Origin of the sequence: Thioclava litoralis (assembly GCF_045278885.1) — a bacterium.
GTDB lineage: Bacteria > Pseudomonadota > Alphaproteobacteria > Rhodobacterales > Rhodobacteraceae > Thioclava > Thioclava litoralis.
This window is the reverse complement of record NZ_CP135445.1, coordinates 318,610-342,038: the sequence shown is the minus strand read 5'-3', so window position 1 is coordinate 342,038 and position 23,429 is coordinate 318,610. Positions and strand designations below refer to the sequence as shown.

Genomic DNA, 23,429 nt, shown 5'->3' with positions numbered 1-23,429 from the left:
GAACGAGGATGGCACCCGCTTTTGGTACGTCAGGCCTGCGTGGCCTTGTGACGGAGCTGACGCCCGAGCTTGTGGCGTCCTATATCGAAGCGTTTCTTGTGGCCTGTCCGCAGGGACGCGCGCTTTATGTCGGGCGTGACCTGCGCCCGTCCTCGCCCGAGATTGCCGCCGCCGTCATTGCTGCCGCACAGGCGGTGGGCATGGATACGGTGGATTGCGGGGCGCAGCCCACGCCGTCTCTGGCGATGGCCTCGATGGCGGCGGGCTGTGCCGCCGTGATGGTCACTGGCAGCCATATTCCGGCAGATCGCAACGGGCTGAAATTCTACATCCCCGAAGGCGAGATTTCCAAAGCCGACGAGGCCGCGATCAAGGCAGCCCGCGCGGCGGGGCACAAGCCGCAGGGCAGCGGCGGGCAGGCGCGTCCGGCCCCCGATGCCGGTGCCGCCTATATCGCGCGCTATGTGCAGGGCTTCGGCGCGCAGGCGCTGGCGGGGCTGCGCGTCGGTGTTTACCGGCATTCCTCGGTGGCGCGCGATGTCATGGAGGCCGTGATGGCGGGGCTGGGGGCCGAGATCGTGCCGCTTGCCAACTCCGATGTCTTCATTCCCGTCGATACCGAGGCCGTGGACCCCGGGACCCGCCACCAGTTGGCGCAATGGTGCAGCGAGTACGGGCTGGATGCGGTGATCTCGACCGATGGCGATGCCGACCGCCCGATGCTGACCGACGCGGCGGGCAATGTCGTGTCGGGCGATATTCTGGGCGTTCTGAGCGCGCGCTATCTGGGCGCCGAGGTGATCGTCACGCCTGTGTCGTCGAATGACATGGTGCGCCAGATCCCCGAATTCCGTCACGTGCATCTGACCAAGATCGGCTCGCCCTTCGTGATTGCGGGCATGGAGGCCGCACGTGATCGGGACCCGCAGGCGAAAATATGTGGTTTTGAAGCCAATGGTGGCTTCCTTCTGGGGTTCGAGGCACAGCAGCGCCAGCCGCTTGCGCCGCTGATGACGCGTGACAGCCTGTTGCCGATCGTGGTGCCGTTGATTGCCGCGCGTGCGGCGGGCCTGTCGCTGGCGGCGCTGGTTGCGGCGCTGCCGCCCTGTTTTACCGCCGCAGACCGCTTGCAGGATATCGACCGTGACAAGGCGGGGGCATTCCTGAGCCGGTTGAGCACCGATATGCAGGCGCGGGCCGCCTTCTTCGCGCCCGAAGGCCCGATTGCCGATATCGACCTGACTGACGGGCTTCGGGTGAATTTCACCTCGGGCGCTGTCGTGCATCTGCGGCCCTCGGGGAATGCGCCCGAATTCCGCATCTATGCCCAGGCCGGAACCGCCCAAGCGGCGCAGGATCTGGTGCCTTCGGTTATGGAACGCGTATCCGCCCATATGGGCTGATGATGGAAAACGCAAAAAAGGGGGTCATGCCGTCGCGGCATGGCCCTTTTTTTATTGGTTTTTGCGTAATATCTACTCGGTTGCGGCGCGCAACCTGAGGATGCAAAAGACATATCCACATTGCAGAAAATACGCGCATAGTTTGGATTAATTGTCGCGATCCGCCCAATAATCGCCACGAACATGACGCGGCTTTAGCGCCGCGCGCATGCAGCCTGTTCTCACGTAGACGTATCTCCACCGGTGCGCCTGCGTCTCACGGATTTTGAAACCACTCCTTGTTCCGAGACCAGAAAGGGCCTGCCCGATGACGAGCTATTCGACCATTTCCGCGACCGGAAATGATAATCCGACACTGGCTTTCAATTTGTCGCGTATCACCGATTGGAATTCTGCCTCGCAGTTTCTCGATCAGATGAAGATGATGCGGCAATGGCTTGTCCATGAAGACGGTGTCTGGGGTGGAGGTAGCCTGTCTGAGGCGATCGAGGCCGGTATTTTCGACGAGAACGGCTGGCCTACGGAAATTCCCGAAGGGGTGGACGGGATCGGTACGGTGTTCGACTGGACCACCTCCTCGACGGCGGATGCGGCCCTGGCCGAGCAACGGGCCGGCGTCTATATCGTGGAATACGAGGGCGAGGGGACGCTGAAACTTCAGGGCGATGTGACGATCCTGTCGAACGAGGATGGCAAGATCGTCTTCGAGAATGTGTCCGGAAACAGCTGGACCCTGACCATCACCGAGACCGACCCCGAAGGCACGGGCGATTACATCCGTGATGTCACTGTGGTGGCCGAGGAGAATTATGATCTGTTTCAGGCAGGGGCGGTCTATAACCCCGACTGGATCAACCTGATCGACAACGCCCGCCAGTTGCGCTTCATGGACTGGCTCAACACCAACAGCTCGACGGCGGTCACGGTGGAGGATCTCAAGATTTCCACCGACGAGCGCGGGCTGACCACCGATGCCTCGCTGGAGGATATGGTGCGGCTGGCCAATGAGGTCGGGGCGGACCCGTGGTTTTCCATCCCCTATCTGGCGGATGAGAGCTATATCCGCGCCTTTGCGGAATATGTGCGCGACAATCTCGATCCGGATCTGGTGGTGCGGGTGGAATATTCGAACGAGGCCTGGAACACCGATTACGCCGTCAATGCGTGGCTGGCCGAGCAGGCCCTGTCCGAATGGGGGCTGACCGGGCAGGAAGCCAAGGATGCCTATTATGTGAAGATGGCCAGTCAGGTGGCGCAGATCTGGGAGGAGGTCTTTGGCGAGGAGGCCGATGACCGTCTGGTCAATGTGCTGTCCGGTCAGGCCAATAACACATGGCGCACGGCCCGCTTGCTGGAGGCCTCGGCCTGGGCCGAGAACGAGCCGGATGCCTATGTCGATCCGTCCGAGCTGTTCGAGGAATTCGCGATCACCAATTACTTCGGCACCAACCCGCTGCAGACCACTGCGGGGCGCACCGCGGTGCTGGATTTGCTGCAGACGCAGGGCACGCAGGCGGCGATCGATTATATCGTCGCGCTGACGATGGACCCGTCACAAAGCTATTCGATCCCGACGCTGGCAGCGGCTTGGGCCAAGCAGGCCGAGCTTGCCCATGATGCGGGGCTGGAACTTGTGGCCTATGAGGGCGGGCAGCATCTGTTCAGCTGGTTCTCGACCACGGGGCTGAGCGCCGACGAGCGGACCCTCCTGATCGATTTCATGGCCGAACTGGTGCGCACGCCGGAAATGGCCGAGATGTATCAGACCGCGTTCGACCTGTGGTCCGCCGTGTCCGACGGGCCCTTCATGCAGTATCAGGAAGCCTCGACGGTGACGGCCTATGGCTCTTGGGGGCTTTATGCCAACCTCTCCGACAGCAATGAACGCGCCGATCTGCTGACCGAGCTGAACGAGATCAGTGATACATGGTGGGAAGCCACCGGCGGCACGCAATATCTGCAGGGGATCGTGGCCCGCGGCACCGCCGAGGATGACATTCTGATCGGCACCGATCAGGAGGATTACCTGATTGGCGGCGATGGCGATGACACATTTGTGGGCGGCGCGGGCAATGACGGCATCAATGGCGGGGAAGGCACGGACCGTCTGATCCTGTCGGGGAACTTTGCCGATTACACCATCACCGCCGAGGGCGATGGCGTCTATCTGGTCGAGGGGGCCGACGGGCTGGACTACATCCGCGATGTCGAGGAATTGCAGTTCGACGATACTGTCGTGGGTCTGGATGTCGAGATTGCCGCCGCAGAGCCGGATCTGGTGGCTGCAGCGCTTGTCGAGGAGGCCGGATCGACCGCAGTCAACGAACCGCTGGCTGACGAGACCGAAGTGGTGGCCACGGAAAATATTCTGGATCTGTCGGATCTCACCGAAGGGCAGTCGATCAGCGCGATCAACCGCTATAGCGCGCTTGGCAAGGAATTGGGGTTGCAGGATTCGCAGAACTATTTCTACGCCGAAAGGGGCAGTACCGCGACGGTGGACGGGCAGGAATTCGGGATCAGCTACTGGACGACCAATGAAAACAGCCTTGATTCCGGCAAGGTGGCCCTGACCAGCAGCGCGTTGATCACCGCGCAGATGCTGGGGGATGTGGCTTTGGATGTGGATCAGGTCATCGGTTCGCAGGGGGCGGATAGTTTCAACATGCGCAGTGCCGATGATGTGGTCTATGGCGGGGCGGGCAACGACACGATCAACACGTCCGACGGCAATGACTTTGTGGATGGCGGCGCTGATAACGACTGGATACAGGGCGGCGGGGGCAATGACACCCTGTTGGGCGGCGACGGTGCCGACGGTCTGGTGGGCGGCACGGGCGATGATCTGCTGACCGGCGGTGCGGGGGTGGACCAGTTCATCTTCGATCAGGGCACGGGGCAGGATACCATCACCGATTTCACCGATGAGGATATCCTGATCCTGCGCGATTTCATGGAAGGCGTTTCCGATCTTGCCTCGGCTCTGAGCGAGACGGATGAGGGGCTTTTGCTGAGCAACGGCACGGATTCGATCCTGTTTGCGGGATGCAGCCTCGAAGATGCCGACTGGATTTTCGAATAGCGCGAAGAGGGCGGCTTTGCGCCGTGCTCCGACCGGATCAGGCGGTCTTATCAAGGGCGATCAACGGCAGGTGAGGGTGCGGGAAACCGCACCCTTTGCGCGTTTACAATCGCGCGGACGCGTGGAAAGCTGTGACCTTTGCAGGCGGGGAGGCAAGCGGTCTTGTTGCCCTGCCGACCGGTCCTATGTGCTTTTTGTTTGTTGCTCTTTCGCTCTGCTTTCTGGAATGCCCCATGATCCTGTCGCGCCTTTCCTTGTCCGGTTTTTCCCGTATGCCCCGTCTGCCTGATGGCGGGCGGGTCTGGTATGGCCTCCGGCATCTGGCGCTCGGGGCCGTTTCGCTGGGCGGGCTGCTGGCGGGCGGCGTTCTGGCGGGGAGTGTTCTGGCGGGGGCGGTCCATGCCGGACCGGAGATCACGGTAAGCCCGCAGGTGCTGCAGCAGGATCTGCACCCCTTTACCGCGACGGTGGGCGATTTCGGCAATGGCGCGGATCTGGCACCGATGGGGTTCGAACCCACGATCTACCGCACCATGTTAACGGCAACACAGGATGCCACGGATCGGGTGAGTGCGGACCCCGCCAAGATTTCGGCCAATGGCCTCCTGCGTGACGGGGCGCTGGACGGGGCCGAGCTTGAAGTGCTGCGGATCGAGAACGGCCAGTTCCGCTCGGTGCGGCTGGGGCATGTGGCGCAGGGCGGGTTCCATGCCAGCGGGTTCCTGCCGCTGGCGGAGGGACGGATGCTGCGCGGCACGCAGACCAGTGTGCAACTGGATCTGGGACAGGACGCCCGTCCCGGATCGGCGCGATATTTCCGGCTGCGTGCGGTGGATGCGGCGGGGCGCCTGTCGGAGCCGTCCAATGTCGCGGTGGTGAATGTGCCCAAAACCGCAGGCAAGGCACCGCGTCCCCAACTGGCCAAGGCGGACCTGCGCATGGATCATGCGTCACGGCTTTCGGCACCGCGTCTGGCGGCGCGGCTGACCGCCTCCGGTCTGGCGCAGCTCAGCTGGGCGGCCCAGAGCGGCGCGACAGGCTATGTGGTCGAAAGCTCGGACACGGCCCCCGAGGCCCAGAAGGGCTATGCGCTGGTCTTTGACAAGGCAGGGGCCTCGGTGAAGGCCGGAGACCTGGTGATCGTGCGTGCCAATCTTGCGGGGCGCGGGCGCGATGCGCTTGTCACCGATGCCGAATGGACCTCTTGGCCTGCTCGTCGCCTGCTTGCGCCAAACGGGATCGGGCGGGCCTTATGGGAGGGCCGCCAGCCGTGGTCTCTGCGCATGTGGGATGGCAAGCAGCCCGCCGGTATGGCGGCAGGCGCTGGCGGCCAGAGCTATCTGCACCTTGATCTTGCGGGCGGCAAAACCGCTTTGGGCAATTACAACCATTCCGGTGCGGGGCAGGCGTTCTATCCGGTGCTCAACCCCGAAAAGACCTATCGCGCCGAAGTCTGGATGCGTGCCGATCCGGGGGTGAAGGCGCGATTTGTCCTGCAGGGGCCGCTGGCCAAGCTGGGCGTGACGGGCCTGCCCGCCGCATTGCAGATCAAGGATGGCTGGACGCGCTATAGCGTCGAGTTCCGCCCCGACCGCATCTATCAGGGCGATAAGCCCGGCGCGATCCAGCTGGAACTTTCGGGGCAGGGGGCTGTCGATCTGGACAATCTGCGGATCTATGCCACCGATGCGGGTTTTCTGGACTGGAGCCCCGAAGATCTGGCGCGTCTGAAGCTGTCGGGCATGTCGGATCTGCGCACCCATGCTTTGGTGCGCACGGGGCGCGATAGCTATGATCTGGCGCAACTGACCAATACCGGCGGGTCCAGCAATCTGCCCGGAACGGCGACACTGGACCAGAGCCTCAAGGGGATTGCGGCGGCGGGCATGTCGCCCTGGCTCCAGATCGAACCGCATCTGTCCCGCGCGGAATGGCTGGGGCTGGCGGAATATCTGGCAGGGCCGGAGGGCGCGGGCCCGATGGCAGACAAGCGCGCAGCCCAAGGCCATCCGGCCCCGTGGACCGACAGTTTCCCGCATATCCGGCTGGAATTGGGCAATGAGACATGGAACCGGCTTTTTGCGCCCTGGACCTTTCCGAAGATGCGCGATGCCACAACCGGTGCGCAGTATTCCAATGGCGATGTCTACGGGCTTTATCAGGAATATGTGCTGTCCATCCTGCGCCAGAGCCCCTATTGGGCCGCGCTGGAACCCGAGCTGATCCCTGTGCTGGGCGGGTTCAATGGCAGCGATTACGGGCCGGATGCCGCCGCGCATTCGCCGCATAGCGCCGAGCTGACCCATGCCGAATATATCGGCGGTTGGGATCAGGGCGAGGGCGTGGTCCGCCCGAATGATGCCAATTTCGCGACCATTCTCAGTTTCGGGCCACAGATGGGGGGGCCGAATGCGCAGCGCTACGGGAAGGATCTGCGCCAGCTGGACCGCGGACGGAAACGGCCCTTGGCTCTGGGGACCTATGAGGCCGGGCCGGGCTATACGATCAACGGGCTGAACGGGCGGAAGGTCAGTGCCGATCAGGCCGCCCAGCAGGAACTGGCGATGAAAGGGGTGGTGGCGGGCACTGCGACGCTGGATGCGTTTCTGCTGCAGGCTGCGGATGGCTATAAGGTGCAGAATTTCTTCACCTTCGGCGAAGGGCGCACATGGTCGTCACATGCGCGCTGGGATCATGGCGGGCAGGCCTATCCGTCATGGGACTGGCTGGCCCTGATCAACCGGCTGGTGCTGGAGGGGCCGGAGGCCGGGGGGGCGCAGATGCTGGAGGTGCGTGGCACGGACCTGCCCCGCATGGATATCCCCAAAATGGCGCGGCGGGCCGCACGTGAGGATGTGCCGATGGTCGGGGCCTATGCGCTGCGCCGCGGGTCGCGTCTGGTGGTGGTGGTGACCTCGCGCCTGCTGCCGCAGATTCCGAAAGGTCAGGATGGCCATCTGGCCCTGACGGTGGATCTGCCCGCAGGCACCGGCCCCAAGGTGACGCGCTACCGGATGGAGGGTGGATATCGGGCCAGCAACTATCTGGCCCCCGAGGCGAAGCTGGTGGCGGAGCCACAACCGGACCTTGTTTCCGACAAAAGCGGAAAATTGAGGCTGAATATCGCCGATCTACCACCGGCAGAGGCTTTTGTTTACGTATTTGACGCTGCGCAAGGGTGATCGGGCGCGCGGCAGGCCTTGTCCCCGCCGTGAAAGCGGATGAAAAGCTTACCAAGATTTCAGAACGGCAGCCCCCGGAAATTGCGGGGACCATGAAAAGGAATATCCATGCGCGGCAAAATCGGAGAGCTCATCCGGGGCGATAGCGTCAAGGCGCGGTCGATGCGGTCTTCGGCTTTTGTGGTTGTCGGGTTCGGCGGGCAGAATGTGCTGCGGCTTGGCTCGAACCTGATCCTGACGCGGCTTCTCTATCCGGAAGCGTTCGGCCTTATGGCGTTGGTGCAGGTGTTCCTGACCGGCCTGCAGATGTTTTCCGATCTGGGGATCAACGCCTCGATCATCCAGAACAAACGCGGGGAAGAACCCGAGTTCCTGAACACCGCCTGGACCGTGCAGATCCTGCGCGGGGTGCTGCTTTGGGCCATTGCCTGCACTCTGGCATGGCCTGCCGCCCAGCTTTACCACGAGCCGCGCCTGATGGAGCTGATGCCGGTCGCGGCCCTGACGGCGGTGATCACGGGCTTCACCACCACCAAGATCGCCGTGGCCAACCGGAACCTGCAGATTGGTGTGCAGGTGATGACCGAGCTGGCCGCGCAATTTGCAGGGCTGATCGTGACGGTCGTGCTGACGTTCATCTGGCGCGATGTCTGGGCGCTGGTGATTGGCGGGGTCTGCGCCGCGGTGTTCAAGGTCTCGGCGCAGCATGTCATGCTCAAGGGCCCTGCGAACCGCTTCCATTGGGACAAACCCGCCGCGCAGGAGCTGATCCGTTTCGGCAAGTTCATCTTTCTCAGCTCGATTGCCGGTTTCATCGTCAACCAGAGCGACCGTGCCATTCTGGGGGCGCATATTCCGCTGGGCGATCTGGGGATCTACACGATTGCCTATACGGTGGCCAGCATCCCGCTTCTGCTGGCGCAGCAGGCGGGCGGCAAGGTGATCTTTCCGCTCTATCGCCGTTTTCCGATGGATCAATCCGCAGAGAACCGCCGCAAGGTCCATCGGGCGCGGCGGCTGACACGGCTGTTCACGCTCTGTCTGGCCTGCGCGATCTCGTTGGGCGGGGTCGGGCTGATCGGCGTGATGTATGACGAGCGATATATCAAGGCCGGTCCGATCGTGGTGCTGATGGGGTTCTCTATGGCGGCACAGATCTCTGTGTCGATGTATGACGGGGCCTATCTGTCGAAAGGCGACAGCCGCAACCACTTCTTCCTGACCTCGCTGTCTGCCGCGCTGCAACTGGTGTTTTTGCTGGTGGGCGTGGCGTGGTTCGGCCTGCTGGGGGCGATCTTCGCGCCGGTCGGCGTGGTGCTGTGCGTCTATCCGTTTCGCGCCAAGCTTCTGCGGCGCTATCAGGCATGGGACCCGATCGGTGATATCGGTGCGCTGGCCTTGGGATGGGCGATCACCGCTTTGGCGACGTGGTATTGGTGGGGGTCTGTCGGGCCGTTCATCCGGCAGGTGCTGGCGGCTGCGGGCTGGGCGATCGCTGCCTGAGCGTGAGGCGGGCGCCGTTTGCGGGCCTTCCGGCATTTGGACACAACGAGCCTTCTTGCCCCGTCATGGCGGGCAGGAGGGCGGTTTGCACATCGCGCGGTCTTCGGGCAGGGTGCTTGTGCAGAGTTTTCGCAAACGCCCTCCGGACCTGCCAGAGGCGTATGGGACTGCCTATGAAAAAGCCCGAACGCGCCGTTTGTCCTGCGCGTTCGGGCTTGTGTTTTTGGGGAGCGCGTGGCCTCCGGCGATGACCGGAGGCCCGCAGACCCGTTAGCGTTTGCGGCGGATCACACCGATCAGAGCCGCCAGAAGCAGCACCAGAACAAGCACGGCCCCGCCCAGCAACCAAGGTGTGGCGCGCAGCAGCCAAGGCGTGGGACCACCGGCTTTCATCTGGGCCACATCCTGTGCGGTAACGCTGAGATCCTTGTTGCCGAAGCTGGTCAGGACATAGTTCGAGACCGCCGCGATCTGCGGATCGCTGAGCGTGTCGCCAAAGGCGGGCATCGAGACGGTATAGCCATTGGTCTCGCGATGGATGCCATTGGCCACGGCCATCACAAGATTGGCCGCCGACAGCCCGCCCGTTGCCGAATTGGTACTCAGCGAGGGGTAGAACTGGTCTGCGGTGCCTGCGCCGTCCAGCTGGTGGCAGCTCGAGCAGGCGCCCGCATAGATCTCGGCTCCGTCGGTCGAGCTGCCATCGGCCATAGCCCGCGGCGCGTGATCGATGGGCGCATCAAAGGCCATCATCTGCACATCTGCCGCCTTGGTCACGCCATAAGAGGGAATGGTCTGGCCCTCGGCATGGATGGCCGGCACGGTTTTCAGATAGCCCGCAATCGCCTCGAGATCGGCATCCGAAAGGTGACGGAAGCTTTTCCCGACGGCTTCGGCCATTGCGCCGCCCGCCTGTGCCTTGCCATGTGCGGCCCCGCTGCGCAGGTAGGACACGATCTCGTCCTTGCTCCAGCCGCCGATCCCCGAGATCTTGTCGGAGGTGATATTGGGGGCGTGCCAGCCATTCAGATCCGCCCCGCCCAGATAGGCCGAAGAGGTCTCGCCCATCAGCAGGTTGCGCGGGGTATGGCAGGTCTGGCAGTGCCCCAGCACATTGACCAGATAGGCCCCGCGCCCCTCGGCACCCGGTGCGACATCGGCGGCCTGTGCCGGTGTGCCGCCGGCAAACATCAGGTTCCAGCCCGCCATCAGCCAGCGCTGGTCATAGGGGAAGCCAAGCTGTGTCTGCTGCGCAGGCGCGACATCAACCGGCTGCACCTGTTGCATCAGATAGCTGTAGAGCGCGTGCACATCCGCATCGGTCATGCCCGCATAGGCGGTATAGGGCATGGCCGGATAGAGATGCCCGTCCGGCGCGACGCCCTGACGCAGCGCCTTGGCAAACTGCTCTTCGGACCAGTTGCCGATCCCGAACTCTTTCGAGGGCGTGATATTGGAGGCGATGATCGCTCCCATCGGAGAGGCGATCGCATAGCCGCCCGCCATATCCTTGCCACCCGGTGCGGTGTGACAGGCAGCGCAATCGGCTGCGGTCGCGATATAGCGACCCTGCGCGATCAGATCGCCCTCCGGTGACAGAAGCGCCTCCGTGCCCAACGTGCTGTCGTCGGCAATCCGCTGTACCAGATCGGGCGCGGCGTCCGGACCGCCGGTATAAAGACCGTCGGCTGCGGCGGGCAGCGCCCCTGCCAGAACAAGGGGCAGAACAAGACTGTAACGCATGATCAGATCTCCCGCGCGATGATGTCGGCCGAACGCAGCGCCAGTGCGACGCCGGGCAGGGTCGGGTTGATGACACCCGAGGCCGGAATGACGCCGGTCGTGGCCATGAAGAGGTTCGGGTGATCCCATGTGCGGCATTCGTGGTTCACGACCGAGTCCTTCGGGTCGTCGCCCATGATGACGGTGCCCATGATATGGTCGCGGTTCTGGAACCCGGTATCATCCTCGATGACCTCGCCATTCATGATGCGGACGAAATCGGCGAAGTTCTCCTTGGCCTTGACCGCGCCCGCCTTGACGTAATCATCCACGTCATAATGCACGCTCAGTCCCGGAATGCCCAAAGCATCCTTCTTCTGCGACGGTGTCACGCGGTTTTCCGGATGCGGCAGCATCTCGAACACGGTCGAGACATCCACCCAACGTGCGGCCATGTCGCGGATACGCTCGTCCAGCTCCGGCCCGACGACCCCTTGCTTGAGAAGGCGCTCGGCAATGGCGCGGTTGGGCACGGTATTGGTCAGCGCATGTTTGACGGCGGAATGCTCGCGGCGGAAATCGCCGTCGCGCAGGTTGAAAATGCCGCCTTGTTGCACCTGACCGCGGCCCGGCCAGAGCTGTTCATCGGCGAGGAATTGCAGCCCCATGCCGCTATGGTCCATCAGGTTGCGCCCGACCTGATCCGAGCTGTTGGCCACATCCGACAGCAGCAGCAGCTTCGGCGTTTCCAGACCGTGGCAGGCAATGATGAAATACTTGGCCGTCAGGCGCACGTCATCGCCCTTGGACGAGCGGTAATGCACCGCCGCAATCTTGCCGCCCTCGCCTTTTTCCAGCTTGTAGGCGGTGGCATCGGTCAGGATCTTGGCCCCGGCCTTCTGTGCATGGCGAGCATGGACATCGCCCGAATACATCGCCCCGATGGGGCAGACGGGCATGCAGTTATTGTTGCCCGAACAGGCCGGACGCCCGTCCCACGGCTGGTTGGTGCGGCCATTGGGCTCATGCAGGAAGTTATAGCCTTCGGCTCCGATCCGCGCCTTCAGACGCTGGAAGTAATAGGTTTCGGCCTCGGGCGGCACCGGATAGGGTTTCGAGCGGGGCGGGTAGGCGCTATCGCCCCCGCGGCCCGACTGGTCCTCGGTATCGGAACCGGCCACACCCAGATTGTATTCGGCCTTGGTATACCACGGCTCCAGCTCGTCATAGTCCATCGGCCAGTCGCGGCCCACGCCATAGAGCGTCTTCAGCTTCATGTCATTGGGGATATAGCGCCATGTGGCCGCCGCCCAGTGCCATGTGGTGCCGCCCACCAGCTTGAGCATACCGGGCTTGAATTCGAAGCTGCCGGTGTTTTCAAGATAGTCCCCGTCAAAGGAGGTATGCGCCCAAGGGGCGTTCGGATAGGGGTCGTTATGGTTGCCTTTGCGCGGCGAGGCGCGGAAATTCTCGACCACTTTCCAGCGCGGGATCCATTCGCCGGCCTCCAGCATGATCACGGATTTGCCGCGACTTGCGAGTTCATATGCCGCATTGCTGCCTAGAGCACCGGAGCCGACGACGATAACGTCGGCGTCAAATTCAGTTGCCATTTGGGTTGCTTTCGAAAACTTGTTACTTGCCGGTCATGAAGGCGGGCGGGTTTTTCCAGTAATTGGAATGGCCGCGCGACCAGCTGGGGATCACCGTTGCATCGCGGGTGGGCTCGTACATCAGAGCTTCCGCATAGGATACGAACTGGGCATCGTCTTTGGTGGTGTTCATCGACGGGGTTCCGGTATAGCCCAGATACCATGCAGAGATGATCTTCATTGCCACCGGACGCAGCGCCGGATTGGCCTCAGCAAAGCTGTTGAACTGCCGCATATCCGAAAAACCGGCGGCCTCGATGGCCTGTGCAAGCTCGGCGGCCTGGGCGGCGAAAGCGTCATCGTCTTGCGACAACGCGGCAAGGGCGCGCGCGCCCACCACAGGCGACAGGGTCTCGCGGCCGGTCAGCAGTTGCGACAGGCGGGTAAACCCGTCTGCATCAAGCGGCTGTGTCACCGCAGCCCCGACCGCCGCCGGCATTGCCGCAGCGGCCAGCATGGCGGTTGCGCTTCCCAGAAGACGCCTGCGCGTCAGACGACCGGAAGCCGCCCCATCGGCCTCGTGTCCTGTCCTCTCATACAATGAGGAAATCATGAGTGTACCTTTCTCGTTTGGGTCAGGTTTCGCGTCTGTTGGCGCCGCGGCCCTTGCAGGATCTGCCCGATGCCATCCGCGTTCAGGAGATCACGCGTGCGCGCGAAAGACGTGAAAAACCTTGCCTTGCCTGCTGATTGTAGTGATTTTGCGCTAACATCAAGGGTGTTATTGGCTAGCTTATTGTATCTTTGCTTAAGATATCAAAACGCATCCCGAGTGCGAAAGATACGGGATGGATCACGCTTTGATCGCGCTATTTTGTGTCGCGCCATTTGCGGCCTGCGGGGAATTGCACAGCAGATGGGCACCTTTTCCGAGGCCTTACAGGTCCTGTCGCTACCGGCGGGGCTGATTCACCCGCACAGAAAAAGGCGCGGCACCGGTCGTGTTCCGGTGCCGCGCCCTGGTTCGGAACGAACAGGCCGCCGTTATTGCCCGAACATCGAATTGGGCACGATCAGGGCGATCTGCGGGAACAGGATGATCAGCAAAAGCCCCAGCACCATCGCCATCAGGAACGGCGTGACCCCCTTGAAAACGGTGGCCATCGGTACATCGGTTGCCACCCCCTTGACCACAAAGACGTTCAGCCCGACCGGCGGGGTGATCATCCCCATTTCGATCACGATCACCGCCACGACCCCGAACCAGACCGGATCGAACCCGAGCTGGACGATGACCGGAAAGACGATCGGAATGGTGACCACCAGCATCGACAGCCCGTCCAGAAACATGCCCAGCACGATATAGCCCAGCAGGATCAGCGCCAGCGTGCCATAGGGGCCGATCTCCATCGATACCAGCGCATGGCCCAGCGTTTCGGGGATATGGGTGACCGCCAGAAACGGGTTGAGGACATTGGCCCCGATCACGACCATATAGAGCATGGCCGATGTCTTCAGTGTCTCGAAGAGGGCATCGCGGAAGGTGCGCAGGCTGATGGCCCGCATCACGAAGGCCAGCAGGGTCACCAGCCCCGCTCCGATGGCAGAGGCCTCGACCGGCGTGAAGATCCCCGCATAGATCCCGCCAATGGAGATGCCGATGATCGACAGAAGCGGCATCGCCCGCCCCAGCAGGGCCAGACGCCGTGTCAGCGGCACCCGAGCGCCGCGCGGGCCGGTTTCGGGGGAGAGTGTCGCGATGATGGCAATCGTGCCGATGAAAAGGCCCATCAGCAGCAGTCCCGGCAAGATTCCCGCCATGAACAGGCGGCCAATGGATTCTTCCGTCAGGATGGCATAGAGCACGAAGCCGGTCGAGGGCGGGATCAGGAAGCCCAGCGTGCCGCCTGCGGCGATGGACCCCGTCGAGAGCGCATCGCCATAGCCCAGCCGTTTCATCTCCGGCAGCGCCACTTTGCCGATGGTCACCGCCGTGGCCACAGATGAGCCCGACACCGCCGAGAACACCGCGCAGCCCAGCACCGAGGCCGAGGCCAGACCGCCCCTGAACCGCCCGACCCATGCGAAGGCCGCATCATACAAGGCGCGCGAGAATCCGGCGACCGAGGAGATATTGCCCAGTAAGATGAACATGGGCACCACGATCAGGTTATAATTGGTCACCGCCGAATAGGTCTCGGTCAGGGTGACGGCACCTGCCGTGCGGCTGCCCTCAAGCTGCCATAGCCCGAAATAGCCCACGATCAGCATGGCGAACGCTACCGGAGTGCGGAAGATCATCAGCAGGAAGAGCCCGCCAATGCCCAGCAGGCCAACAGAGAGATCGGTCATGCGCGCACCTTTTCAATCATAATAACAATGGCTTGCAGGGCCATCACCACGATACACAGCGCCACGCCCGCCGCGATGATCGCGTAGAACGGCCAAAGCGGCAGGCCCAGCATATTGGTGGTGTCTTCGTAGTCCCACGCATCCACCGCCTTGGCGATGGCCCGTGTGCACAGGATATACAGCACGAAAGACGACAGCACGCGCGAGACGATATCGCCCAGAAAGCGCCCCCATGCGCCGATGACCCCGTCCAGCACATCCACGCTGACATGGCCCGAATAGGAGGTGCAATAGGGCAGGGCCAACATGACCACCGCCGCCGAGGCCAGTTGCACCACCTCATTGATGCCAAGGATGGGGGCATTGAAGACATAGCGTGCAAACACCCCCACAAAGACCAGTCCCAGCACCACCATCAGGAAGGCCCCTGCCAAGGTCACCAGAACCAGATTGGCGCGGTCGAAGATCTGTAGCCAGAGCGGGCGAGATACAGGTTCCATCACGGTTACTGCGCCGAAAGCACGTCAACGATATGCTGGGCGTCCTTGCCCTCTTCTTTCGCGATGGTTTTCACCAGCCCGTCCGACAGCCTGTCAAAGGCGGACGCTTCCTCGGGGGTGAGATGGATCACCTGCTTGCCGGGCAGGGCGGCGAAATCCGCGATCCCCTTGCTGGCAACGGCAAGCTGGCTGTCATGGCCGTTCTTCGCCGCCTCCAGCCCTGCCGCATCGATGGCCTTCTGGTCGGCCTCGCTGAGATCGGCATAGGCGTCGCGGTTCATCAGGATAAAGAAGGGCGAGATGGTCGTTTCCATGCCCATCGTGATGTAATTCGTGACCTCGGACAGCTTGAAGGCATTGATCCCCGTGCCATCGATCATCGCCCCGTCAATCACGCCGGTCTGCAGGCTGTTATAGATTTCGGACACCGGCATCGAGACCGGCGTGCCCCCCCATGCCTCGACCAGTCGGCCGGTATTGCGCGACGGCACGCGGATCTTCAGCCCTTTCAGATCTGCAGGGCTATGAACGGGCTTTTTCACGGTGAACAGGATGTTTTCGGCATTGGACCACAGCGCCACCAGATGCGCGCGCCGGTATTCCTTGGCGAACAGGTCGAGATGGGCGCTCAGCTCCTGCGTGCCGGTCTTCTCGTCCAGCAGTCCGGGCAGTTCGGCGGTCAGCGTCAGCGGGAATTGCGAGGCGGTATAGCCCGGAAGCGAGACCGCGAATTCCGCCACCCCGTCCACGACACGGCCATATTGCTCGGCAGGGCCTGCCCCCAGTTCGCCGCCGGAATACAGCTTGACGGTCACATCGCCCTTGGTGGCCTGCGCCACCTGATCGGCAAAGGGTTGGAAGGTCGATGCCACATAAGGATGCCCTGCAGGCATAAAATTGGCAAATTTCATTTCGTCGGCCTGTGCGGTGACGGCCAGTCCGGATCCCATCATCAGACCCAGCAAGAGATTAGCGGCTTTCATGTCATCCTCCCCTTGGTGTAGCGGGCTCCCCCCGCGCTACTTCGCCCTGAAAGATCACATTTTAAATCGGGGCTCTACCAATCAGAAGAAAGCGCCCCTTCATAAATTTACGCTATAACGCCTCGGCAGAGGCCTGCCGGATCTCTTCCATGATCAGGCTTTGCGCAGGCGTCGGCATCCAGTCACGGCGATAGGTCAACCCGATGGCGCGGGTGGAATGGGGCACCGCGAAAGGCAGCACCGCCACCAGCTTGCGGTCGATATCGGCGCGGGCCTGCAGATGCGAGACACAGGACAGCACATCGGAAATTTCCATCATCTCGCGCATCAGGATGACAGAGCCCGTTTCGATAATGCTGTCGGGCAGCGCCAGACCCGCCGCATGGAACATCGCGTCGAACTGGGTGCGCGTCGGGGTGCCGGTGCGGGTGACCAGCCAGTGTTGCTGGCGCAGCACCTCCAGAGACAACGGGCGGTACAAGAGCGGATGGTGATGGCCCGCCAGCAGCACCAGATCATCGTCGAACACCCTTTCCTGCACCACATCCTCGATGGGGGCGGGACTGCGCAGCGCACCGATCAGGAAGTCCAGATCGCCCCGCCGCAACTGGCCCAGAAGCTCGTCATACGTGCCTTCGATAATGCGGATCCGCAGATTCGGGCGTTTTTCGCGAAACCGCGCCAGCACCTTCGGCATCGGGTGCGACCGCGCCAGTGGCATCGCTCCGATGGTGATCTCCCCGACTTCGCGCCCCACCAGATCACCCAGTTCCGACACCGCCTGATCCAGTTCGGCAAAGCTCAGCCGCGCGATCCGTGCCAGCATGGCGCAGGCGCGGGTTGGCACGATGCCGAACGCACTGCGCTGGAAAAGCGCCTTGCCCGCCTCGCGTTCCAACTGGGTCACGGCCCGATGCACCGTCGGCTGGGCAATGCCAAGCTGGCGGGCCGCCAAGGAGAAATTCTGCGCCTCCGAGGTGGCAATAAGCGCCAGAAGCTGCGCCCGCGTCGCGGTGAGTGGCAGGCGGGGGGCGATCTCGTTCAGCGCCCCGTCCAGCATGTCCAGCGCGCGTTTGCCGCGCCGCGCCAGCAGTGCCCCCGCTTCGGTCAGGAAAAACCCCTGTGACGTGCGCCGGAACAGCGGCAGTTCGGCCTCGGCTTCCAGTTTGGCAATCGCCTGTGTCACGGCGGGTTGCGACACAAGGCAAAGCTCTGCCGCCCGCGTCACCGAGCCCGTTTCGGCCACCGCATGAAAGACGCGCAAATGGCGCAGATTGGAGCCCAGCATTGCCCTTACCCTTTATGTGCCAACCCTTCTAGCACAGCGGTGCTGCGGGATTCGAGACCATCTTTGCCCGCGCCCAGCCCCAGTGACCCGACGGTCCTTTGCCACCGCGTGACGGCCTGCGCCATGTCGTTGGGCAGCCCCAGATCGGCCAGCGTCTTGGCGACCTCTTCCATCTCGGCGGCGCGGCGTGTGCCATGCACCATCATGCGTTCCAGATTGTAATTGCCCCGTGCGGCCCAATCCGTATCGGGGTCGGAAGCCTGCAACGAGGCGATCACCGCATCGGTCAGATTGGCGCGGCGGGCCGCCAGCAGACATTCGGCACTGAGCGCCTCCATACCCTTGATCATCACCGAGCGGATCATCTTTACAGAAGACGCCGCGCCGATTTCGGGGCCTGCCAGCGTGGCACGCATATCCAGCGCCTGAAGATAGGGCAGGGCGGATGCCGCATGCGGGCCGGACACCAGCAGCGGCACATGATGCAGTTTCGGATAGACAGGTGCCATCACCGCCACATCCACATAGCGCCCGCCCGCCGCTTGCACATAGCCCGCCGCCTGTGTCTTGCTGCTGGGCGCGCAGGAATTGCAGTCAAGCCACAGCGCCTCAGGGCGCAGGAAGGGCGCATAGTCGCGCGCGGCATGGACAGCCTGATCGGCGGTCACCAGCGACAGCACGATCTGTGCGCCGGAAAGGGCGGCCTCGGGACTGTCCTGCGCGGTGACAGAGAGCGCCGCCGCCCGCTCCAGAACCGTGGCGCGCTCTGCGCCGCCCATCTTCCGGTCATAGCAGCCCAAGTCAAAGCCTCGCGGGGCGTTCCAGCCCTTGGCAAAGGCTTGGGCGGCCTCTCCGAACCCGATCAATGTTAGCTGTGTCATCCTGTCATGGCCCCTTGCAAACTCGTGTGAATTTTGGGCCGATCGGTGCGTATTTCAAAGCGGTTATAGCGCGTTCTTATGGGTTGGCGAATGTTTCTGAATTGCCTCCGCTGCCGGTTTTCCGGAAGTTTGCGGCAACAGGTTTCGGGGATCTCGGAGGAAAGAATGTCAGATCGTAAAACGGCGCTGGTGATCAGCGCGCATGCGGCGGATTTCGTGTGGCGCTGCGGCGGGGCCATCGCGCTGCATGCCGCGCTTGGCTATGACGTGACGGTGGCCTGCCTGTCATTCGGAGAGCGGGGAGAAAGCGCGCGGCTTTGGAAAGAGGGCAAATCGCTTGACGAGGTGAAGGCGATCCGCCGTGACGAGGCCGAGAAAGCCGCCGCGGTTCTGGGCGTGGCCGATCTGCACTGTTTCGATCTGGGGGATTACCCGCTGGAGCTTGACCGCGAGGACAAATTCCGTCTGGTCGACCTGATCCGCAAGGTGCAGCCGAAATTCATGCTCAGCCATAGCCAGTATGACCCCTATAATACCGACCATATGTATACCACCCGCATCGCGCTTGAGGCGCGGATGGTGGCGCAGGCTTGGGGGCATAATCCGGGCGAGAAGGTGCTGGGCGCGCCGCAGCTATACCTGTTCGAGCCGCATCAGACCGAGCAGATGGGCTGGAAACCCGATACGTTCCTCGACATCACATCGGTCTGGGACAAGAAGCGGGCGGCGATGGAATGCATGAACGGGCAGGTCCATCTGTGGGAATATTACACCCGCGTGGCCCAACAGCGCGCCAACCATTTCAAGCGCAATTCCGGTGGTATGTCGGGAGGGCGTGATTGCCAGTATGGCGAGGGGTTCCAGTCGGTTTTCCCGCGCACTGTCGACGAATTGTAAGAGAGGCGGCCCTCGGGCCGTTTCGGGAGGAGACTATCATGAGCCATCCGGCAACCAATCCAAGCTTCGACATTGCCCATCTCGGCCATGTCGAGATGCTCACCGACAAATTCGACGAGAGCCTCGATTTTTTCACCCGCGTCTACGGGCTCAAGCTTTCGGCGCAGGACGGGAACTCGGCCTATCTGCGGGCATGGGATGATTACGAATTCTGCACGCTCAAACTGACCAGATCCGATGTCACGGGTGTGGCCCATATCGGCTATCGCGCCTCTTCGCCCGAGGCGCTGGAGCGTCGGGTTGCGGCCATCGAGGCCTCGGATTTCAAGGTGATCGGCTGGAATGAAGGGGACCTGTCGCACGGGCGGGCGTTCCGTTTCGAGGATCCGTTCGGGCATGTGTTCGAAATCTATTACGATACCAACTGGTATACCGCGCCGGATGCGGCAGAACGGGCCGCGCTGAAGAATACCGCGTCGTCCTTTACCGGCGCTGCCCCGCGGCGTCTTGACCACCTCAACCTGCTGGCCGAAGACGTGACCGAATTCCGCCGCTTCATGACCACCTGTCTGGGCGCGCGGGTGACCGAACAGATCCAGCTGGATAACGGTCGGCTGGGGGGCTGCTGGTTCACCGTCAACAACAAGACCTATGATCTTGCCTGCACGGAAGAACATGGCGGCGGCACGGGACGGCTGCATCATGTGACCTATGCCACCGACCAGCGCGAGGACATCCTGCGCGCCGCCGACATCTTCCTGCAAAACGACATCCATATCGAAACCGGCCCGCATAAGCATGCGGTTCAGGGCACGTTCTTCCTGTATGTCTGGGAACCTGCGGGCAACCGCGTCGAGCTGGCCAATTCCGGCGCGCGGCTCATTCTGGCCCCCGACTGGGAGACCGTCACCTGGACCGAGACAGAGCGCAAGAAGGGGCAGGCCTGGGGCTTGAAGACCATCGAGAGCTTCCATCTGCATGGCACCCCGCCGGTCCGGAAAGCCTGAAAGAAGGAGAGAATGATGCCTGTGGTAGTCCAAGATATCCAACGCGCCGATCCCGATGTGATCGCGGCTCTTGCGCAGGCCGGTGTGGCCACCGTCCATGAGGCGCAGGGGCGGACCGGTTGTCTGCAAAGCTATATGCGCCCGATCTATTCGGGGGCGAAGATTGCCGGATCGGCCGTGACCATTTCCGCCGCGCCGGGCGATAACTGGATGGTGCATGTGGCCATCGAACAGCTCCAGCCCGGCGATATTCTGGTGCTGGCCCCGACCTCGCCCTGCGATAACGGCTATTTCGGTGATCTGCTGGCAACCTCGGCGCAGGCGCGCGGCTGTCGCGGGTTGATCATCGATGCGGGGGTGCGTGACATCGCGGATCTCAAGGCGATGGATTTTCCGGTCTGGTCGAAGGCGATCTCGGCGCAAGGCACGGTGAAAGAGACGCTGGGATCGGTGAATGTTCCGGTGGTCTGCGCGGGGCAGTGCATCGAGGCGGGAGATGTGATCTGCGCCGACGATGATGGTGTGGTGGTGGTCAAGCGGGCGCAGGCCGCGCAGGTGATGGCCAACGCCACGGCACGGCTTGCCGCCGAAGAGGCCAAGCGCCAGCGGCTTGCCGCCGGAGAATTGGGGCTGGATATCTATGACATGCGCCCGCGTCTGAAGGAAAAGGGCCTGCGCTATGTCTGAGCCGCAGATCGGCGGGTCCGGCGGCGGCGGGGCGTCCGAGGGGATCGCTTGTCTGTGGATGCGCGGCGGGACGTCGAAAGGGGCGTATTTCCGTGCCAGCGATCTGCCCGCAGACAGGCAGGCGCGCGATGCGCTTTTGCTGCGGATCATGGGGTCGCCCGATCCGCGCCAGATTGACGGGATCGGTGGGGCCGATCCGCTGACCTCCAAGGTGGCGATCCTTTCGCCGCCCAGTCGCGACGATGCCGATATCGACTACCTTTTCCTGCAGGTCTTTGTCGATCAGGCGCTGGTGTCGGATGCGCAGGCCTGTGGCAATATTCTGGCCGGTGTCGGGCCTGCGGCGCTGGAGCTGGGGCTTGTTGCCGCGCAGGAGGGCGAGACATCGCTGCGGATCCATATGCGCAATACCGGCGAGATTGCCGAGGCCACGGTGCAGACACCGCAAGGGCGGGTCAGCTATCGGGGCACGACCGCGATTGACGGTGTGCCCGGTACGGCGGCACCGGTGCGGTTGCTGTTTTCCAATCTGGCGGGGTCGATGTGCGGTCACCTGTTTCCCACCGGCCAGCCGCGCGATTGGGTGGATGGCATAGCGATGACCCTGATCGATTATGGCATGCCGGTCGCGCTTGTCGCCGCGCAGGATCTGGGGCTGACAGGGCAGGAAAGCCGCGAGACGCTGGAAGGGGACATGCCCCTGCGCGCAAGGCTCGAGGCCCTGCGGCTGCAGGTGGGGCCTTTGATGGGGCTTGGCGATGTGTCCGAGAAATCCGTGCCGAAAATGACCATTCTCAGTGCCGCACAAGAGGACGGGGTGATTGCGACGCGCAGTTTCATTCCCCATCGCTGTCATGCTTCTATCGGGGTTTTCGCCGCGATCAGTGTGGCCTCGGCCTGCACGATTGAAGGCACGGTGGCCGCGCCTCTTGCGCGGCTGCCAGAGGGCGAGACCTTCCGCATAGAGCATCCGACGGGGGCGGCCGATATTGTCCTGCGCACCGATGGCGCGGGCTATCCCGTGGCCGCAGGATCTGTGCGCACGGCGCGCAAGCTGTTTGCGGGGCAGGTTTTCGCCGACTGATCCCTGCGCGGGGATGGACATTCTGATGCGGGGCGGGGCGGGCAGGCCCGTCCCGTTCTATCGTGCCGCAGTGGCCACGCGACGCGGTGCGAAGGGCATACCGATCCCCAGACAGAGGAAGCGCGACACGCGCGACTGCAGGATCACCTGATGCAACAGGATCGGGCCGGTCAGGCCGCATAGAAGCGAGACCGGATAGATCCAGTGTCGGTCAAGAGCGGGCAGGAGATGCTGCATCGCCAAGGTTGCTGCCGCGGTGAAAAAGACGTGGAACAGGTAGATGGTAAAGGACTTGTCGCCGATCCATGCCAGAAACCGGATATGGACCCGCAGCACCAGAAAGGACAGGGCGGCTGTCAGCCCGACCAGCACCGACAGGCTGCGCCGGATCTCGGACTGCCACGGGCCCAGAAGCTGGAAGGCGCATAGCGCCCCCCACAGAACCAGTGCCCCCAGCCAGAGACCGGCAAGCACACGCGGCCAGCCGCGATCCGACAGCCCCGCCAGTGCCGGTTTCAGGCGCTGCGCAACGATATGCCCGCCCATGAAGAACGGCGCCAGATAGGCAGCACGCGGGAAGGAAAAGATCTGGAACCCGTCCAGCCGCCCCGAGATGAAGATGGCCGCCCCGAGGGCGCCGATCAGCGCGGCATTGCGCACCGACACCGCTTTGGGGTCGCGGGCGAAGGCGTCGGGCCTGATTTGCGCATAAAGCCAGTTGAGCGCCAGAAGTAGCACCATCAGCGTGAAGGTCGCCTGCAGGAACCAGAAATGCGCATAGGGCAGGAAAAGAGTATCGACCCAGGGCATCTGCACCCGTCCGGTGGCATCGCCAATCACCCAGAACAGGCCGCCGACAAAGATCATCGGCACCAGCAGGCGGCGCATCTTGCTGGTCAGCACCTGCCCCCAGCTTTTGCGCGCACTCAGCACGGCGGTGAAGACATAGCCCGAGATGAAGCTGAACAGCGGCATCCGCATATCCGCCAGCATCAGTTGCAGCCGGAACAGCCAGTCGGTGCCGGGAACCTCCAGCCCGACCTGCGGGGTCGCGCCGACCACATGGTAGGATACCAGCGCCAGACAGGTCAGTCCCCGCATGGTTTCCACATGCGTTTCGCGTTTCTGTGGTCCTGTCATCGCGGTGCCTTTCTGACCCGGAAAGAAGGGGAGCGCGCCCCGTTTGAGCGCCCCGTTTGTGCGAGCTGTTCGAGCGGGCGGCCTGTGGCGGCCGGCCAGAGGCTTTCGGTCGCGGCGCCAGGGCGG

Annotated in this window: 17 protein-coding genes; 8 read left to right on the top strand and 9 right to left on the bottom strand. The window is 62.9% G+C overall.

The features are described 5' to 3' along the window. Nucleotides 1-8: 8 nt before the first annotated feature. The 4 genes from RPE78_RS17350 (at nt 9) to RPE78_RS17335 (ending at nt 9,170) form a co-directional block, all read left to right on the top strand. Nucleotides 9-1,403, top strand: a complete 1,395-nt coding sequence (locus tag RPE78_RS17350) for a phosphomannomutase (RefSeq protein WP_330629345.1) — start codon at nt 9-11, stop codon at nt 1,401-1,403. Nucleotides 1,404-1,710: 307 nt separating this feature from the next. Beyond that, nucleotides 1,711-4,485, top strand: a complete 2,775-nt coding sequence (locus tag RPE78_RS17345) for a calcium-binding protein (protein ID WP_330629344.1) — start codon at nt 1,711-1,713, stop codon at nt 4,483-4,485. Nucleotides 4,486-4,757: 272 nt separating this feature from the next. Beyond that, on the top strand, nt 4,758-7,667 hold the full coding sequence (locus tag RPE78_RS17340) for a hypothetical protein (protein ID WP_330629343.1): 2,910 nt from the start codon (nt 4,758-4,760) through the stop codon (nt 7,665-7,667). 108 nt (nt 7,668-7,775) lie between these two features. Continuing rightward, on the top strand, nt 7,776-9,170 hold the full coding sequence (locus RPE78_RS17335; RefSeq protein ID WP_330629342.1) for an oligosaccharide flippase family protein: 1,395 nt from the start codon (nt 7,776-7,778) through the stop codon (nt 9,168-9,170). Between the two features lie 270 nt (nt 9,171-9,440). Here the strand turns inward: RPE78_RS17335 and RPE78_RS17330 are convergent, their stop codons facing one another. The 8 genes from RPE78_RS17330 to RPE78_RS17295 form a co-directional block, all read right to left on the bottom strand. Beyond that, on the bottom strand, nt 9,441-10,913 hold the full coding sequence (locus RPE78_RS17330; RefSeq protein ID WP_330629341.1) for a cytochrome c: 1,473 nt from the start codon (nt 10,911-10,913) through the stop codon (nt 9,441-9,443). Nucleotides 10,914-10,915: 2 nt separating this feature from the next. Beyond that, entirely contained in the window at nt 10,916-12,505 is a 1,590-nt protein-coding gene (locus RPE78_RS17325; RefSeq protein WP_330629340.1) for a GMC family oxidoreductase, read from the bottom strand. Nucleotides 12,506-12,527: 22 nt separating this feature from the next. Then, on the bottom strand, nt 12,528-13,097 hold the full coding sequence (locus tag RPE78_RS17320) for a sugar dehydrogenase complex small subunit (RefSeq protein ID WP_406721708.1): 570 nt from the start codon (nt 13,095-13,097) through the stop codon (nt 12,528-12,530). A 431-nt stretch (nt 13,098-13,528) separates the two neighbouring features. Next, on the bottom strand, nt 13,529-14,836 hold the full coding sequence (locus tag RPE78_RS17315; protein ID WP_330629338.1) for a TRAP transporter large permease: 1,308 nt from the start codon (nt 14,834-14,836) through the stop codon (nt 13,529-13,531). Next, nucleotides 14,833-15,336: a TRAP transporter small permease gene (locus RPE78_RS17310; RefSeq protein WP_330629337.1), complete on the bottom strand. Its 504-nt coding sequence runs from the start codon at nt 15,334-15,336 to the stop codon at nt 14,833-14,835. The genes RPE78_RS17315 and RPE78_RS17310 overlap by 4 nt, the downstream gene beginning before the upstream one ends. Nucleotides 15,337-15,341: 5 nt before the next feature. After that, entirely contained in the window at nt 15,342-16,319 is a 978-nt protein-coding gene (locus tag RPE78_RS17305; protein ID WP_330629336.1) for a TRAP transporter substrate-binding protein, read from the bottom strand. Between the two features lie 112 nt (nt 16,320-16,431). Next, nucleotides 16,432-17,607, bottom strand: coding sequence for a LysR family transcriptional regulator (locus RPE78_RS17300; protein WP_330629335.1), 1,176 nt, complete (start codon nt 17,605-17,607; stop codon nt 16,432-16,434). Between the two features lie 5 nt (nt 17,608-17,612). Then, complete coding sequence (locus RPE78_RS17295; RefSeq protein ID WP_330629334.1) at nt 17,613-18,488, bottom strand: DUF1932 domain-containing protein; 876 nt, start codon at nt 18,486-18,488, stop codon at nt 17,613-17,615. Nucleotides 18,489-18,653: 165 nt separating this feature from the next. Here RPE78_RS17295 and RPE78_RS17290 point away from each other — a divergent pair, with 165 nt between their 5' ends. Genes RPE78_RS17290 through RPE78_RS17275 form a run of 4 tightly spaced genes read left to right on the top strand, consistent with a single transcriptional unit; the run spans nt 18,654 to nt 22,163 of the window. Further along, nucleotides 18,654-19,385 (top strand): PIG-L deacetylase family protein, encoded by a 732-nt coding sequence (locus tag RPE78_RS17290; RefSeq protein WP_330629333.1) that lies wholly within the window; start codon nt 18,654-18,656, stop codon nt 19,383-19,385. A 38-nt stretch (nt 19,386-19,423) separates the two neighbouring features. Next, nucleotides 19,424-20,392, top strand: a complete 969-nt coding sequence (locus tag RPE78_RS17285) for a VOC family protein (RefSeq protein ID WP_330629332.1) — start codon at nt 19,424-19,426, stop codon at nt 20,390-20,392. A gap of 12 nt (nt 20,393-20,404) precedes the next feature. After that, entirely contained in the window at nt 20,405-21,079 is a 675-nt protein-coding gene (locus tag RPE78_RS17280; RefSeq protein ID WP_330629331.1) for a 4-carboxy-4-hydroxy-2-oxoadipate aldolase/oxaloacetate decarboxylase, read from the top strand. Further along, nucleotides 21,072-22,163, top strand: a complete 1,092-nt coding sequence (locus tag RPE78_RS17275) for a 4-oxalomesaconate tautomerase (RefSeq protein ID WP_330629330.1) — start codon at nt 21,072-21,074, stop codon at nt 22,161-22,163. Before RPE78_RS17280 ends, RPE78_RS17275 begins: the two co-directional genes overlap by 8 nt. A 57-nt stretch (nt 22,164-22,220) precedes the next feature. On the opposite strand, the gene RPE78_RS17270 is transcribed toward RPE78_RS17275, so the two are convergent. Beyond that, a complete protein-coding gene (locus tag RPE78_RS17270; protein ID WP_330629329.1) occupies nt 22,221-23,303 on the bottom strand; it encodes an acyltransferase in 1,083 nt (360 codons plus the stop codon). Between the last annotated feature and the right edge of the window lie 126 nt (nt 23,304-23,429).